Source organism: Psychrobacter immobilis (assembly GCF_904846285.1).
Taxonomy (GTDB): domain Bacteria; phylum Pseudomonadota; class Gammaproteobacteria; order Pseudomonadales; family Moraxellaceae; genus Psychrobacter; species Psychrobacter immobilis_D.
The window spans coordinates 126,317-142,581 of sequence record NZ_CAJHAD010000003.1; the positions used below are offsets into that span (position 1 = coordinate 126,317).

At 42.9% G+C, this 16,265-nt stretch carries 12 protein-coding genes and 1 tRNA gene; 5 read left to right on the plus strand and 8 right to left on the minus strand.

The features are described 5' to 3' along the window. Position 1 precedes the first annotated feature (1 nt). From JMX13_RS03510 to JMX13_RS03520, 3 genes are all read left to right on the plus strand, one after another. Positions 2-1,783, plus strand: coding sequence for a sigma 54-interacting transcriptional regulator (locus tag JMX13_RS03510; RefSeq protein WP_201609570.1), 1,782 nt, complete (start codon positions 2-4; stop codon positions 1,781-1,783). 214 nt (positions 1,784-1,997) lie between these two features. Then, positions 1,998-2,082 (plus strand) — tRNA-Leu (locus JMX13_RS03515). 174 nt (positions 2,083-2,256) lie between these two features. Continuing rightward, positions 2,257-2,790: a hypothetical protein gene (locus tag JMX13_RS03520; RefSeq protein WP_201609571.1), complete on the plus strand. Its 534-nt coding sequence runs from the start codon at positions 2,257-2,259 to the stop codon at positions 2,788-2,790. A gap of 24 nt (positions 2,791-2,814) precedes the next feature. Here the strand turns inward: JMX13_RS03520 and JMX13_RS03525 are convergent, their stop codons facing one another. Next, the gene (locus JMX13_RS03525; protein WP_201609572.1) at positions 2,815-3,801 is read right to left on the minus strand and encodes a serine/threonine-protein kinase; all 987 of its coding nucleotides are present in this window, start codon (positions 3,799-3,801) and stop codon (positions 2,815-2,817) included. A gap of 66 nt (positions 3,802-3,867) precedes the next feature. Here JMX13_RS03525 and JMX13_RS03530 point away from each other — a divergent pair, with 66 nt between their 5' ends. Continuing rightward, on the plus strand, positions 3,868-4,830 hold the full coding sequence (locus JMX13_RS03530; protein WP_201609573.1) for an ATP-binding protein: 963 nt from the start codon (positions 3,868-3,870) through the stop codon (positions 4,828-4,830). A gap of 14 nt (positions 4,831-4,844) precedes the next feature. Here the strand turns inward: JMX13_RS03530 and JMX13_RS03535 are convergent, their stop codons facing one another. From JMX13_RS03535 to JMX13_RS03560, 6 genes are all read right to left on the minus strand, one after another. Further along, on the minus strand, positions 4,845-5,972 hold the full coding sequence (locus JMX13_RS03535) for a ribonuclease Z (protein ID WP_201609574.1): 1,128 nt from the start codon (positions 5,970-5,972) through the stop codon (positions 4,845-4,847). Positions 5,973-6,003: 31 nt separating this feature from the next. Next, the gene (locus JMX13_RS03540; protein ID WP_201609575.1) at positions 6,004-6,297 is read right to left on the minus strand and encodes a hypothetical protein; all 294 of its coding nucleotides are present in this window, start codon (positions 6,295-6,297) and stop codon (positions 6,004-6,006) included. A 93-nt stretch (positions 6,298-6,390) separates the two neighbouring features. Continuing rightward, positions 6,391-7,059: a glutathione S-transferase gene (locus tag JMX13_RS03545; protein ID WP_201609576.1), complete on the minus strand. Its 669-nt coding sequence runs from the start codon at positions 7,057-7,059 to the stop codon at positions 6,391-6,393. Between the two features lie 244 nt (positions 7,060-7,303). Beyond that, on the minus strand, positions 7,304-8,356 hold the full coding sequence (gene rarD, locus JMX13_RS03550; RefSeq protein ID WP_201609577.1) for an EamA family transporter RarD: 1,053 nt from the start codon (positions 8,354-8,356) through the stop codon (positions 7,304-7,306). A 208-nt stretch (positions 8,357-8,564) separates the two neighbouring features. Next, entirely contained in the window at positions 8,565-11,435 is a 2,871-nt protein-coding gene (gyrA, locus tag JMX13_RS03555; protein WP_201609578.1) for a DNA gyrase subunit A, read from the minus strand. Between the two features lie 421 nt (positions 11,436-11,856). Then, the gene (locus JMX13_RS03560; RefSeq protein ID WP_201609579.1) at positions 11,857-13,500 is read right to left on the minus strand and encodes an alpha/beta hydrolase family protein; all 1,644 of its coding nucleotides are present in this window, start codon (positions 13,498-13,500) and stop codon (positions 11,857-11,859) included. 263 nt (positions 13,501-13,763) lie between these two features. Between JMX13_RS03560 and JMX13_RS03565 the strand changes: the two genes are divergently transcribed. Next, positions 13,764-14,684 carry a methyltransferase domain-containing protein gene (locus JMX13_RS03565; RefSeq protein ID WP_227686198.1) on the plus strand — a complete coding sequence of 307 codons (921 nt, stop codon included), beginning with the start codon at positions 13,764-13,766 and terminating at the stop codon, positions 14,682-14,684. 46 nt (positions 14,685-14,730) lie between these two features. Here JMX13_RS03565 and JMX13_RS03570 read toward each other — a convergent pair whose 3' ends face one another. Beyond that, positions 14,731-16,185 carry an ABC transporter ATP-binding protein gene (locus JMX13_RS03570; protein WP_201609580.1) on the minus strand — a complete coding sequence of 485 codons (1,455 nt, stop codon included), beginning with the start codon at positions 16,183-16,185 and terminating at the stop codon, positions 14,731-14,733. Between the last annotated feature and the right edge of the window lie 80 nt (positions 16,186-16,265).

Genomic DNA, 16,265 nt, shown 5'->3' on the forward strand with positions numbered 1-16,265 from the left:
CATGACTCAGTATAATGATACTCAACACCTTACGAGCAATGAGCAAATTTCAAGGGTCACCGTGAATAACGCGCCTAATGATAATCCAGCAACGTTATGGCTTATCGATGATGATGCGGCGCTGCGTTTGGTATTGGCAGATACTTTTGAAGATGCCGGTCTCAACGTTATCAGCTTTACCCAAGCGCAAGCCGCGTGGACATGCCTGAACGATATCTTGCAGCAAAACGAAGCAGCCGACCAACTACCAGATGTGATATTGACCGATATTCGTATGCCTATGATGGACGGTCTATCCTTTAGTGATTGGGTACATCAGCACTTTCCTAAGCTGCCAATTGTCATTATGACAGCTCACTCTGATCTTACTTCTGCTATCAGTAGCTATCAAACTGGGGCATTTGAATATCTGCCCAAGCCCTTTGATTTAGATGACTCGGTCGCCACGATTTATAAAGCCATTAATTATCAGCCGGATCTAGTCGTATCAAATCATTCAATCGAGTCTAATACCAATGTAAGTACCGATACCAAAGAACAGCCTGAAAGCAAACCAAATGTAGCCAAATCAGCTAGAAAACCCCCTAAAGCTGCTGAAAATAAAGCTCAGGAAAAACCCAAGCCCCAAACTAATAGCAATCCCAGCGGCATTATTGGTCAATCACAAGCGATGCAGACGGTATTTCGTGCTATTGGGCGCTTAGCACACTCACCTATTACCGTCTTGATTACTGGTGAGTCAGGTACGGGTAAAGAGTTGGTTGCAGGCGCACTCCATGAGCACTCTCCGCGAGCGCAGCAACCTTTTATTGCTCTTAATATGGCAGCAATTCCACATGATTTGATTGAATCCGAGTTATTCGGTCATGAAAAAGGCGCGTTTACTGGCGCAACGACGACTAGGCAAGGTCGTTTTGAGCAAGCTGACGGCGGGACGCTATTCTTAGATGAAATCGGTGACATGCCGTATAGCACCCAGACGCGTTTACTACGCGTACTGGCCAATGGTGAGTTTTTTCGCGTGGGCGGACAGCAGCCGGTCAAAGTAGATGTACGCATCATTGCCGCCACCCATCAAAACTTAGAAGAGCTCGTCAAAAAAGGCAAATTCCGTGAGGATTTATTTTATCGCCTCAATGTGATTCGTCTGCCATTACCGCCATTACGGACACGACCTGAAGACATTCCAGCATTAGCCAATTATTTTATGCTACGCGCCGCTAAACAGATGAATAGCGCTGAAAAGCACCTTCATCCGACGGCGCTACAGGTGATGCAATCTTTTGAGTGGCGTGGCAATGTCCGTCAACTTGAAAATGTCTGCCTTTGGTTGACAGTGATGGCAACGGGCGATACGGTCATGGTCGAGGATTTACCACCAGAGCTGCTTGAAAATACGCTCTCGCTTCAAGAACCGCATCCACAGCAAAATCTTTCCGTAATAGAAACCACTCAAAATCAGCAGCACAGTGATGGCGTGTATAGTCCCAATCAAAACGAGCAAAACGTTCAAAACAATCAAGTCAGCCAAACTAATGAAAACCAGAGTTGGCAGCAGGCACTTGCCATATGGGCTGAGCAGTCTCTGCAAACTGGTGAAACAGATATTTTGCAAACCGCAACGCCAGAATTTGAACGTGTGTTGCTTAAGGCTGCTTTAAACCATAGTGGTGGCAAAAAGATAGCAGCCGCTAACTTACTTGGTTGGGGACGCAACACTTTGACGCGTAAATTGCAGCAATTAGAGATTACCGCATCAGAAGCACCAAATAATTGGAATTAAAACCACAAACTGCCGAATTAAAATATTAGTAATATCAATAATTTATAGAAAGCATTAAAATTAATTGCCAAATAATTAAAAATAATCACGAATAGGGCTTGCCAAACCATTCAAACTCTATATAATAGCCAACCACTGAGACGCACTACCGAATCAGTTAACTATCTTGATAGCATTTGAATTTAACTGCTTTTGATGATAGAGTAACGAAAATGGGGCTGTGGCGGAATTGGTAGACGCACCAGATTTAGGTTCTGGCGCCGCAAGGTGTGAGAGTTCGAGTCTCTCCAGCCCCACCATTTTCGGATAGTACATCTTAGACCAAATATTAAAACCTGCCTTTGAGCAGGTTTTTTTGTGTTCGAGATTTATGTAAAATACCGATATCTCATAAATAGTATCATCCTTAACAAGACTGCCATTAGCGCAAATCAAACCATCTATTAGAGGCACAAAATGACTGGTTTAAAACGATGAATAAAGAATTTTGGCTAACGATAGGTCTACTAGTGATATTAGCAGGTGGTCTTGTCGGGCTTCGCAGTTTATATAAACCCGCTACTTCAGCTGACATTTCATCTGGTGTAGATACAGACTCAAATACCAAGATTATGATGAGCTTAGATAAATTTAGTGGCTTTCATCACGATGCAGAGATAATTTTAGAAAAATTAACCGTTCTAAAAAAGGGAATGGAAAGCGCGACTGCTAACCAAGATAACAAATTATTAGCAAGCACCATAAGCAATACCTATAGAATCATCGATAATGTGAATGTGAATCGTCTGCCCACGATTGCACCTTTTGAGGTTTGTGATGAGGCGTTAAACACATTAAACATCTATGCTATTGGCACAAAAAATTATTACTCTAATACTGACAAAATAAATATCGATCAGGTTCATAAATTGAGAGATGCTTTTAATACTCAGTTTGCTCAGTGTCAAATCGTTGTTAATGATAAATCTGTTGAGCAGCTCTACCAATACTATCAATACTATCAATAATACGCTTTACCTATTATTTAATCATTAAAAATCCCTCAAAACTTCTTTCATACTTTGATAGCGCTTTTGAACCTGCTTCGCCAATACCTTATCAACAATACCTTGATAACGACTATATTCTAACGGTAAGGTTGGAGTAGTCTGTTGGCAATGCTGAATAGCCCATTCTCTTAACGGCTCATCATTTAGTGAGTCTGTATTAAATGGTCGCTCGCCTACTAATATCTCAGTTATCATTACTCCAAATGCATAAATATCACTTTGCACCGTTGCGCCCTGCCCTTGCCAGCGCTCAGGCGCAAGATACGCGGGCGTACCAGCAAGACTAGCTCCTACTGATTTACTAATTGGCTCAGCTAAGGCAAAATCGGTCAATAATAAATTAGGAATGATACTCCTATTATCCGCATGATTTGGCATGAAACCATCTAGCAAAATATTACTGGGTTTAATATCATTATGTAACCAACCAGCGTTATGTAGATTGGCTATAAGCTGGGCAGATTGCACAATAAACTGATGCTTTCGTTGAAGGGTTAATAACGAATGATTTCGAACGTTAAGCTGAGTTGCCAAGCTACCATTGGAATAATAAGGCATGACCAATATAATCAGCTGCGAAGACGGTTTTAGTATCTGAATAGTGAAGTTATCGTAGGCTAATATCGGTGGAGCGATAGCGGTAAGGCTGTTTTGATTGTTGGATAAACTGTTTATAGATTTTAAAATGCTAGCTTCATGGATTAAATCAGCCGAGTTTTGATTGGCATCAGTACTTAACTGCCATTTAACCATTACCTGCCCAAATTGTGGATGTTGGCCGCGCGTTAGCCCTTGGTAATTAATCTCACTATTATGAGTTTGCTGGCTGATACGCTGGTGAGCTATCTCGCTATAATGCCAATCTAAGAATAAACCAGTCAGTACTGGCAAAATTTGCTGCGCTTGCGTTTGTAAGGCTTGTTTTGCACCTGCTTGTATTGTAGAGGGAATACTGGCACTATTTTTCATGGTAAAGTGATGCCTCTATCTAATATGCCAAATGTCATCTTAATTCTTTATGAGTAACCAAGTCTTATGTCTCAATCACCCAAACCCGTTATGAATTATGCCTTGCCCGACCATTTATTGGATTTACTTGGGCAGTATCTACAAGAGCAGGTCACGCCAACTATTGAGATTAATCCTGAACAGCTAGCCTATCGCTGGGTTGGCGGTCATCAGGGGCATCTAGAGCCGCTGGCTGTTAACTTGTTTTTAAGTTTAGATGACTTGCATGGTATTGATACGCAAAAGGCAAAACTGATACAGAACACACGGCAGTTTCTAAAAGGCTATCCTGCCAATCACGTCTTGATGACAGGCACACGTGGCGCAGGCAAGTCATCGCTAATCCGGGCATTGCTACAAGCCTATCATAGCGAAGGACTGCGTATTATTGAAATTGCCCGTGATGACCTGCGAGTACTTGATAAGATACGTGCCGCCATTAATGCGCTGCCAGCGGATTGTGGTTGCCACTATGTGGTGTACTGTGATGATTTGGCGTTTAACGGTCAAGATGAGAGTTATCGGACGTTAAAAAGTGTCTTAGACGGCTCGCTAGATTCAGAGCAAGACAAACTACTGGTCTATGCCACCAGTAATCGCCGTCATCTTTTGCCACAGCTGATGAAAGACAACATCAATATTTATAATAGTCAAACCGATGAGGTCAATCCTTATGAAACCATTGATGAGACGGTATCGCTGTCTGATCGCTTTGGGTTATGGTTGTCCTTTCATCCAATGGATCAAAACACTTACTTACACATCGTGCGCCATTATTTATCACTTTCATCAAATCTCAGCCTAGATAATGCGAATGACGAAGAAAGTAATAATGAAGAAGAAGAAAATAAGACGCTAACTGATAATATTAGAGCAGCGGCATTACGTTGGGCATCGGAGCGCGGCGGACGTTCGGGACGCGTAGCATATCAGTTTAGCCGCTACTGGATAGGACAGACAAGATTAGCGGCTGAGGACAATCAATCTTAAATATTGACTAAAAATTATCTTTTATAAACGCGTGCAGAGCCTAAATACTGCACGCGGCTACCCTCTTCTTCACCTATCAAATCTACTGCCTCAATTGCGCCATTTACCATATATTGATCGAAATCTGCTGCTAACCATAGATTGCCTGCATAAGTACTTTGGGCATCCAAGCGGATATGCGCCATATTGGGTGTATTACTATTTGGATTATCGAAGCTTTGATAGCGAGCGCTAAAGTGGGTCAAGATTAAATTCTTAAGGCTGTTTTCTTGAGCGAACCTACCTACCAGCTGTGCGCTGCTATGCATCGGATCAAAGTCTGGATTTTTTGCCTGAATCTTATTTAACACCTCATGCGTATAAGTGGCCTCATGCACCAGTAAATCTGCATCAACTACCGCAGCGCTTAGGTATTCTGGCGTATCGTTATCGCCTGCAATCACTACCCGAGTACGTTGGCTTTCATTATTAATATAGTCTGCTGAATAAAGCTTACGTCCGTTTTCAGCTATAACATCCTCGCCCTGTTGCAGTCTGCCCCACAGTGCGCTTGCTGGAATACCTGCTGCTGTTAATTTATCAGTATTAAGCGTATGTCGGCTGATAGTTTGCGTAAGTCCAAAACCGTAAGAGGCGACACGATGTGATAAAGGATGAATATCTATAACCAACTGATGCTGATTGTCTAAGCTGATCGTTACCTGTCCTCTATTTTTACTATCTGGCTGAGACAGCAAATCTTCTATCGCCATAAAGTTAATAATAAATGGAAAGTACAGTTCAGTCGTTACAGTAATGGCCTCAAGCAATGTGACTATCGCTTTTGGCGCAATAAGCGTCAGCGCTGCAGTACGTCCTGACATTGCCACACTCGCCAGCAGCCCTGGCAGACCATAACAATGGTCGCCATGCACGTGGGTAATACAAATCGCAGTCAGTTGATGTAAAGACAACTTGGTATGCAATAACTGCTGCTGTGTACCTTCACCGCAATCAATCAAAACCCAAGGACGCGACTTTTTATTTTGCTGTTGATTTGCCGCCGTGCTATAAGGATTCAAGCACTCGATGGCAAGCGCTGTGACATTACGCTGCTTGGTTGGCACCCCTGCTGAGGTGCCCAAAAAGGTCAGCTTTAACATAGGCAAGCTCTTATATCTAAATCCTTATGCTCTATAACGACTGACATAGCAGGGTTCTTTGACCTTCAATCATTTGCCCGCCATTGGCCGTACATTCATTGACCATATTGGACTCATAAGATTTCCAGCCGCCATAAAAGCTGGCAACACATAAAATCACTACCAGCAATTTTTGTGACCAAGCTTTGATTGATACTTGCTGGCTATTCACATTAGTATCTGTAGTCTTTATTGCTTGTTTAGTAGCAATGCTAGTATCGGTATTAATATCGTCATCAAAATTGATATCGGTATTTTCGTCATTTGATTTATGCAAGTCTGTCATTTTTTATCCTAAAAAAGGTTTTGTTTATAAATAAACAAAACCTTTTATTTTAATATTAAATCAGTGATTTATTAACGATTAAATGTGCCGCGTTTAAAACTTTAAACGACCGCCTTTTTCTTCTGCACGCTTAAAGGCATCGCGCTCTTCACAGCGTTTAAGCCAATTTAAGATATTGGCATATTTACTACTATCTAAACCGGCACCAGCATTGGCACCGACAACCGCAAGATGCATTTGAATATCAGCAGCACTAAATTCAGCGCCTGCAAACCAATGATTGTCTTGTAGATGCTGCTCCAGCATAGCCAATATGGCATCTAGACTGTTGCTAATCATACTTTTTTCGACTTGATTGCGAATGCTTTTGCTCACAGGTTTGATAAGCATCGGCGACTGCTCAACCACCTTGGTAAATACCAAACGCATGACCAATGGCGGCATCACTGACGCTTCAGCGAAATGCAGCCAAAACGTGTACGCTTCCCACGCCGCTTCATTGTCATCCGCCGGCTTAAATTTTTTCTCAGTATCATAATGCTTAAGCAAATACTCAATAATAAATCCTGACTCAATGAGCACACGGTCATTTACTTCCAACATTGGCGCATGACCGAGCGGATGTATTTGTTTTAAACTGTCAGGTGCGCGGTAGGCTTTATTGCGCTCATAGCAAGTCAGTTGATAATCGACGCCAAGTTCTTCTAGTAACCATAAAATACGAAACGAGCGTGAGTTTGCTAAATGATGAAGGTGTAACATAAGCCGTCCTAATTATTAAAGCTATTAAAATCATTAAAGTTATCGGGTGAGTAAGTAATACCATTTATACTTGCTACCACGCATTGTATTAATAAACTTTATTAAGCGTGGCAGCACTGCTGTCGATAATAACGCAATTGACGCCCCTTTAACACAGAAACTATGTAGAGTAATAGCAAAGAATCATGCTTACCCAGTCAAAACCAATTTACTTAAGCAGCAAGTATTATTTAGTGTGCAACGCTTAAATTTTACGCTTTATTCTATCCATCTTTTTTTGATAACGACGCATCTTACGGAAACGGTGCGCTGTTAGCACCCCGTCTATGCGGCGGTTTATCAAGCGGCGACGCGGAGGAAAGCCGCCCACTTGTGGCTCGCGATAGCCATGCAAATGATTATCACGGCGGCGACGGAGATAACCCATTACACTATCGCCAATCATGATAAATAACGCCAAAGTAATCATGCCATACATAAATAACGACCCGCCTTCATCGAGGCTCTGGTTTAAAACCGTGATAGATAAGACAAACAATAGCATCGGCTCTACGTAACTTAGAGCGCCAAATAATGACACTGGCAGCTTACTACTGGCAACCATAGTCAGCGACATCGCCAATGCACTAAAAGCACCAAGTAGCGGCAATAAATACCAAAACTTTATGTTTTCTGCCGCCACGCTAAATCCACCACTGCTATATAGCATGATAAGCACTACTGGCGTCAGCAAAGTTAAATCTGATAGCAAACCAGTAATCGGCGGTACGGCAAGCTTACGCCGCAGCAGATAATAAGGCGGATAACCCAAACATACAAATAACGTCACCCACGATACCGTCCCATATTGGAAAATATCATAGCCAATTCCCAGTGCCGCAAATAACGCTGCTAACCACTGTAACGCACTCATATGCTCATGATAAAAAAAGCGCCCCAGTATTATCATCACTAGCGGCAATAAAAAATAACCCAAGGTGACATCAAGACCAAAACCATTGACCGGTCCCCACATGAACAGCCAAATCTGTCCACCCAATATCGGTGTGGGCAATATGAATATCAGCCATTCTTTCGGGGTTTTTAAGGTTTTTAGATAATCAAAAACATGTTGCCACTGCTTAGTAAAGCCGACCAATATCAGCAAGCTCAATAACATCATCAGCACGCGCCATGACGCCACCTGTGTTCCCGTTAAAGGCAACATGAATAGCCCAAACAAGAACATCAGTGAAAATAAAAAGCTGGATGATACTGCTGCTAAGGTTCCTTGAAAAGTTTGATTGGTCGTAAGCATAACAACGGCCTTAAAAATAGCGCTTGGTGGGTATTATTTATAATTTATAACCATTTTATAAAGGTTAGAAGCTAAAACTTGGAGGTTAAAAGCTAAAAAGTAGACTTTTATAATAGACAGCACTCAAAAAAAAGCCTCCAACGATATCGTCAGAGGCTTTTTCTAGAGCAGCATTGCTAACTAACTAAAAAGCTAACAACTGAGATAGTTAATCGTTATCGTCTGTATTTTCATCTACTGCATCGTTCGATGTTTCGTCATCTAGCGTATAGTCATTAGCAATATCGATAACATCATTGATATCGGTCGTCGCGCTGTTACCAGTTTCGGCATCGATATCGATTTGCTCTTGACCCTCTACGGCAAACGTACCATCTTCTCTCATGGCATCGATCAACTCATCGTCGCCTTCTTCGTGCTCAACACGCGCCATAGCAACCAGCTTCTCATCTTTAGATAGACGAATCAGCGTCACACCTTGCGTATTACGACCAGAGCTAGCGACATGCTCAACTGGGGTACGCACTAATGTACCTTTGTCTGAGATTAAGATAATGTCGTCTGTAGAATCAACCTTGGTAGCACGAACCAGCGCACCATTACGCTCACTGGTTTTGATAGCAATAACACCGCCACCGCCACGATTTTGCGTATTGAATTCATCGATAAAGGTACGTTTACCAAAGCCATTCTCACAAGCAATCAGAATCTCGTGTACGTCATCTTCGATAACCACCAATGATTTAATAAACTCATCAGCCGCCAAACGCATACCACGAACGCCTTTTGCGGTACGACCCATCGCGCGCGCATCATTTTCATCAAAACGAATCGCTTTACCACTTGAGGCAAATAGCATCACTTCTTGGCTACCGTCGGTGATACGAGCGCTGACCAATTTATCGCCTTCTTCTAGACCAACGGCAATCAAACCGTTAGAGCGAATGTTAGCGAACTGCTTAAGCTCGACACGCTTGACCGTACCATTGGCAGTTGCGAAGAATACAAAAGGCGGCTCTGCTTGCGTGCTGTCGTCTAAATTATTATCTTCTGATAAGCTGTCATCGCCTTCTACTAAGGCATCTGTTAATGATGTATCACCTTTGCTAGATAACTCTTCCACTATTTTTGGAATGGGCAATATTGTAGTGACCGTTTCATCAGGATTTAGACCAATTAAATTCACTAATGGACGACCACGCGCGCCGCGACTGGCAATTGGCACTTCAAAACCACGTAAGCTAAACACACGACCCGTATCGGTGAAGCACAGTACCGTCGAGTGCGTAGACGTTACAACTAAATGATCAATCACATCGTCTTCTTTCATGGCAGTTGCAGACTTGCCTTTACCACCACGTTTTTGCGCGACATAATCGTCAATCGGCTGAGTTTTAGCATAGCCAGTACGCGAAACCGTCATCACAACCGTTTGCTCCGGAATCAAATCTTCACGGCTAAAGTCAGTACGTGAATCAACAATATCGGTACGGCGTTCATCACCGAAGTTATCACGAATCTCAATCATCTCATTAGAGATAATGGTCATTAATTTATCAAAATCACCAAGAATAGACTCTAAATTAGCGATTTCACGTAATAGATCCTGATATTCTTCCGTCAGCTTGTCTTGCTCAAGACCCGTTAGGCGATGCAATTGCATGTCTAAAATGGCATTGACCTGCTCAAGCGATAAGCGATAACGTTGCTCACCTTCAACTGAATCATCAATTAAGCCAAACGGTGCTTTTGGATCTTCGCCTTCGATATAGTCAGGTCGTACTGACTGGCTACCAGCAGCTTCTAGCATGGTGACGACACTACCTGAGCCCCATGTATTATCGAGTAAGTTTTCACGAGCCATAGCGCGACTAGCAGACGCTTTAATGGCCGTAATAATCTCGTCGATATTAGCCAACGCAACGGTCAAGCCTTCAAGTAAATGACCACGAACGCGCGCTTTATTAAGCTCATATATAGTACGGCGCGTAACGACTTCTTGACGATGGCGGACAAAGGCAGCAATCAGCTGACGTAAAGTTAGTAGCTTAGGCTGACCATTATCGAGCGCGACCATATTGATACTAAAGCTAGATTCAAGTGGCGTTTGTAGAAACAAATTATTAACAATAACTTCAGCCGTTTCACCACGACGCAAGTCAATAGCGATACGCATACCATCTTTATCAGACTCATCACGTATTTCACTAATACCTTCGATTTTCTTGTCACGTACCAGCTCAGCAATACGCTCAATCATCTTAGCTTTATTAGATTGATAAGGCACTTCAGTGAAGACAATACGCTCACGATCACGGTTGACGCCAGTGTCAGTCATTGGCTCAATATGATAGCGACCGCGAATATGTAAACGACCTTTACCAGTACGATAGGCATCTTGGATACCAGCGCGACCGTAGATGATACCGCCAGTAGGAAAGTCAGGACCTGAAATATGCGACATCAACTCTTCGGCAGATATTTGCGGATTTTCGGCATAAGCCAAACAGGCATTAATCACTTCAGTTAGGTTATGCGGCGCCATATTGGTCGCCATACCAACGGCAATACCCGTTGCACCGTTGATTAGTAGGTTTGGAACACGTGCTGGCATGACGCTAGGCATACGCTCAGAGCCATCATAGTTGTCTTCCCAATCGACCGTATCTTTATCTAAATCAGCGAGCATCTGATGCGTCAGCTTGGTCATACGCACTTCGGTATAACGCATCGCTGCCGGTGGATCATCATCAATCGAGCCAAAGTTACCTTGACCGTCAACCATCGGATAACGCAAGCTAAAATCCTGTGCCATCCGCACAATCGCATCATATACCGCACTATCGCCATGGGGATGGTACTTACCAATGACATCACCGACCACACGTGCCGACTTCTTATAAGGCTTGTTGTAGTCATTAGACAAGACGTGCATAGCGTACATCACACGGCGATGTACAGGCTTAAACCCATCGCGCACATCAGGCAGCGCACGCGATACAATGACGCTCATCGCATAATCCAAATAGGATTGTTTTAATTCTTCGACGATGCCAATAGGACTGACCGACTCGCTCATATACACTCCCTCACTGGTTCCATTCCCTAAAGTTTACGCGGTTGCTATCACTAATAATGCAGAGATTCATACAAAAATACAGCGACATAAACGCGTCGCTACTATCAATATATAAACCATAAAAAAGCACTGTTAAGCGTGCGAAACAAAGGAGAAATGGCGATAGTTTTAATAATAATTAAAAGAAGCTATTTTAGCACAAATTTGTTAATTTAGGGGGTTCTAGATGCCATTAAAATCAAGCAAAACAGCTCATTAGCGTTGATTTTTGGATATAGCAATAAGGATAAAAAAGACTTTAACAACAGAGCCTTGTCTTTGCCGTTTTTAAAGGCTGTTGTATAAAAAAACTGCATCCGATGGACACAGTTTTTTTCGCGAGTAAGATTAAAACTACTTATATGTTTAACGATAAAGCATTTTAAACAGGTTTGAATTCCTGATTAAAGAACTCGCGGGTTGCCTCAATACAGGCTGGACTGACCAAACCGCCATGATAATTGGTATAAAACGCCAATAATGAAGCGACACCGCCCTGTGGGGCTGCGTCATCCTTAATTTTCTTAACGCTATTACTAAAGTTGGTTTGTACGCTATCTTTAACAGCGACCGCATCCCATTTATTCATTGACGCCTGCCCAATCATGATAAAGTCCTGTTTGTCTGGGCGCTCTGCTTTGTTGTCTTTATCCACATCTAAAACCGTAATATTAAGTTTCTTAGCAGGATTCTGGGCTACTTCTGCTTGTAGCAGTTTTACCATCGAACCAGTATTGGTATCGAAATAAACGGTCGGATCTTGGTTGCCACCACAAATAAACGTCGGCATAGTAGGCACATATCCACGTAAGTCATTATCCTTTAATGCTTTACGCAGGTTATTTTGCGGATTGGCAGCCGGTAAATTATTACCATTGGCTAACGTTAAACCATCAGGATTTTTTTGCGTATCAGCCACGTAAGCCGCACGGAATTCTGTTTTAATCAAATAGTCGGTCTCATCGTAGCCACCCAAAATAGAAAACAGCTTACCTTGTGCTAAACCTGCCAGCCTTGGATCGCTAGGATTCTTTTGGAATAAAGCATTGTTAGGCAGTTTTCCTGCTTGGACCAACTCACCAAATGGCGTATTACTAGGCAACTGCGCGTCCGCATACTTATCTAAGAAAATATCTGATTTTTTGGTATAAATATTGCCGTATTTTGCCTGTAAGCCAATACCAAGCAAGGGTGCAAAGCGCGATGCACCAATATTGACATTACCCATAAATATTTCATCACCAAAAGCGGCCAAGGCATAAGGGCCCGATGATGGTGCAATCGCCGTCACTGCTTTCTTTTGCGCTTCTAGCAATCTAGCGGTTGCCATAGTGACATAACCACCTTGCGAGTAACCAGCGATAAACAGCTTACCTGAATCATCAATTTTGCTGTAATTGGCATCATTGGCGCGTTTTTTGCGTTCTATAATACTACGCGCGCTATCTAGCGCATCAACCATGTCGGTCGACTGCTGCTGGGCAACCAAATAAGGATGGTAGTCAAGTTTTGAGTCATCATAGCCTGCATAGTTAGGGGCGACGACGATATATCCTTGGGCAGCAAAGTTGGCGGCAATTAAGTTGGCTTCCCCCACCGCAGAATTTTCAATATTACCCACTTGTGCAAAGTCATAGCCTTTATCAGTCGTCGTGCCATGCGCGTACAATAATACTGGTCGATCACCTTTGCATTCAGCAGCGTCGCCAGTAGGTAGCATCAAAGCAGCCGTAGCATTGGTATCTTCATCGGCGGCACCTTTGGTATCATAGCTGACTTTTTCTATCGTAACGCCGCACTTAGCTGCAGGCGTTGCCGTACTTCCCACACCAAGACCACTATTGATATCATTTGCCGTAAAGGTTTTTACAAACTTAGCGCTGGCAGAGGACGAAGGCGATTCAACGAAACGCTCATTGTCATCATCGTTACAACCAACAAGCAATAAACTACTGGCAATCGCTAGCGATAAGAGGCCGCGCGTCATGATGGGTTTGTTTATAATAGATGAATTGGGTAAGACCATGATTGCTATCCTTAGCAGTGATAATGCAAAAAATTGCCTAGAATCCTTGGCAATTGGTAGGTGCAGCTTAGTTAAGATATTTTAATAGACATTCTTTTAACGATAGCCTTAATAAAAACAGCCTTAATACAGAATTTTTAAGTAAGATTATTTAATAAAAATTATTGCTTCAACGTTACTATTTATACGCTAAAACCCTATTAAAATCCAATAAAAAGTTATGAAAAACCCTTTCGAATACTTTAGATAAAGCAGAGTCCGTTATGAATCAGGAAATCAGCCAAGCAAGCAGTCCATCCATTAGTCAAGCAACTAGCCAGCCAAGCAATCAAACCATCACACCGTTAGTCGAACAATCTGATACGCGTACAGATCGCAGCTTTGATGCGATTGCTGACCACTTTGAAAAAAAGGTTTACGGCGGTTTAAAGGGTGACATTCGTCTGGCAGTATTGCGCCGTGATATTTTTGCATATTGTGCAAGGATGAGCCAGACGCTTGGGCGACCGTTACGTATCCTAGATGTGGGCGCAGGTCTGGCGCAAATTGCAATTGAGCTTGCCATTCAAGGGCATACGCTGGTTATCAATGATATCTCAGCTAATATGTTAAAGAAAGCGCAAGCAAACGCCGCACAAAACGGTGAAAATACTCAAAACCATCAAAACGATGAAAAATTGGCTATTACTTGGCATGTATGCCCGTATCAAGAGCTTGAAGAGAAGCTAGCGGGTAACACAGAGAAGTTTGATTTGATTATGTGTCATGCGCTGCTTGAATGGTTGGCAGAGCCTGTAGCAGTGATGGATTTTTTCGACCAACAATTAAGCGCTAATGGCGCGCTCTCGCTGTGCTTTTATAATCCGGCGAGTTTTGATTATCGCAACCTTATTATGGGTAACTTTAATTTATTGGATAACACCGAGTATAAAGCGGACAATAAAAAAAGCCTGACGCCCAATCATCCGGTTGCTAAAGAAGAAGTGGAATCTTGGCTAGAGGCACATGAGTATCAGACGATACTTGCCAGTGGATTACGCGTATTTCATGATTATTCACCGCTCAAACGTGGCGGTCATAACGACCCTGATGCGGTGATACGTATGGAGCTGCGCTACTCACAACTCGAGCCATATAAATGGCTGGGGCGCTATTTGCATATATTGGCAACGCGTCACGCTTAACGTCTTCGTTAAGATTAAAGCGCAGTGCCAAGTTTAAATTTAATAACTATCTGACGTCTTCAATGCGCTCTGATCTATCATACTCCGACCACGTGGTGGCATTGATGTCTTTTTCATCAAACACCACCACATGCTCTAGGATAGGTAAGATACCAATTTGCGAGCCAATCTCATGGTTATGATGACTGGCAACGAGAGATAATACGGTTTGACCATCGGCAAGCTGCAAGCGATAAAGATAGTTTGCGCCGCGAAATACGCGTCCGACTACTAAAGCGGTCTGCGTACTCTCATCGTCATGAATGATATCGTCAGGACGTACTAATACCTTAATCGGTGTACCATTGGGATAGTCGTACTCGCAATACTGCGGCTGCCCTGACTCATCATAGACTTCCATGCGTCGATAAATATCGCCAAGCGCAGTTTCGACATGACCTTCTTTGATGATACCGTCTATCATTGCCCCTTCGCCGACAAACTCAGCGACAAACGGACTAACCGGCTCATGATATAGCTCACTTGGCGTCGCCCATTGAACCAATTTACCTCTATCCATCACCCCGACTTTATCCGCTAAAGCAAAGGCTTCGTTTTGATCATGAGTGACCAAAATAGCGGTGGTATTGGTACGTTTAAGGATATCACGGACGTTCATCGCCAGTGATTCACGTAGCACCACATCCAAGTTAGAAAACGGCTCATCAAGTAGCAAAAGTTTGGGTTTTGGTGCCAACGCGCGTGCCAACGCTACCCGCTGCTGCTGTCCACCCGATAGTTCGCTAGGACGCTTATCCGCGTGTTCAGATAATTCGACAAGCTCTAGCATCTCTTTAACTCGAGCTTTTTTGTCAGCAGCCGACCATTTATTAAGACCAAAAGCGATATTTTTTGCCACGCTTAAATGTCCAAATAACGCATAATCCTGAAACACCATGCCCATACCGCGTTTGGCTGGCGCGACCGCAAATTTGGTGCGCGTTGTCTGCTCGGTTAGACGCTGATTGTTTAAGAGAATTTTACCGGCACGGCTTTGCTCTAAACCTGCAATCGCTCTTAAGGCGGTGGTTTTTCCGCAACCGCTATAACCCAAAAAGCAACCGATTTCACCTTGTTGCAAATCTAGCGATAAGCCATTAACAATAATCGTATCGTCATATCCAACGATTAAATCTTGAACGCTAAAATAAGCATCGTCAGCGCTAGTGTTGTTACTAAATGCATTAATAGCATGGTTATCTAGCAAGCTGCTTTGTTCTGCTGTTTCTTGATGTAAGGTAGTCTGATTTGTAACGCTTTGATTTAAAGTGCTTTGATGTAAAGCATCTTGTTTTGATGCGCTTTGAGGCAAGCTTTTATCCGCTTGCAGCTGTGCTACCTGAGCTTTGGTTAATAACGTGACGGGTGGTTTTTTTACATGTTCAGGTCGTGGCTTGCCGCCAACCCTGACAGATTTAGGCGCTGCTGGATTGGTTGAATCGTTCATCAAGTCAGTATACATAGACAGTACCAGTAAGCTATTAGTGAATAAAACCCATCATTAGCGCGGTTTTAAATATGGCTCTTTTGTTAATGTTGTTC

What these genes read in the sequence shown, in the direction of transcription:
- JMX13_RS03535 (WP_201609574.1), bottom strand. Translation starts at nt 5,972, where the DNA reads ATGTTAAAGCTGACCTTTTTGGGCACCTCAGCAGGGGTGCCAACCAAG.
- rarD (WP_201609577.1), bottom strand. Translation starts at nt 8,356, where the DNA reads ATGCTTACGACCAATCAAACTTTTCAAGGAACCTTAGCAGCAGTATCA.
- JMX13_RS03525 (WP_201609572.1), bottom strand. Translation starts at nt 3,801, where the DNA reads ATGAAAAATAGTGCCAGTATTCCCTCTACAATACAAGCAGGTGCAAAA.
- JMX13_RS03570 (WP_201609580.1), bottom strand. Translation starts at nt 16,185, where the DNA reads ATGTATACTGACTTGATGAACGATTCAACCAATCCAGCAGCGCCTAAA.
- JMX13_RS03520 (WP_201609571.1), top strand. Translation starts at nt 2,257, where the DNA reads ATGAATAAAGAATTTTGGCTAACGATAGGTCTACTAGTGATATTAGCA.
- JMX13_RS03530 (WP_201609573.1), top strand. Translation starts at nt 3,868, where the DNA reads ATGTCTCAATCACCCAAACCCGTTATGAATTATGCCTTGCCCGACCAT.
- JMX13_RS03545 (WP_201609576.1), bottom strand. Translation starts at nt 7,059, where the DNA reads ATGTTACACCTTCATCATTTAGCAAACTCACGCTCGTTTCGTATTTTA.
- JMX13_RS03560 (WP_201609579.1), bottom strand. Translation starts at nt 13,500, where the DNA reads ATGGTCTTACCCAATTCATCTATTATAAACAAACCCATCATGACGCGC.
- JMX13_RS03540 (WP_201609575.1), bottom strand. Translation starts at nt 6,297, where the DNA reads ATGACAGACTTGCATAAATCAAATGACGAAAATACCGATATCAATTTT.
- JMX13_RS03565 (WP_227686198.1), top strand. Translation starts at nt 13,764, where the DNA reads ATGAATCAGGAAATCAGCCAAGCAAGCAGTCCATCCATTAGTCAAGCA.
- JMX13_RS03510 (WP_201609570.1), top strand. Translation starts at nt 2, where the DNA reads ATGACTCAGTATAATGATACTCAACACCTTACGAGCAATGAGCAAATT.
- gyrA (WP_201609578.1), bottom strand. Translation starts at nt 11,435, where the DNA reads ATGAGCGAGTCGGTCAGTCCTATTGGCATCGTCGAAGAATTAAAACAA.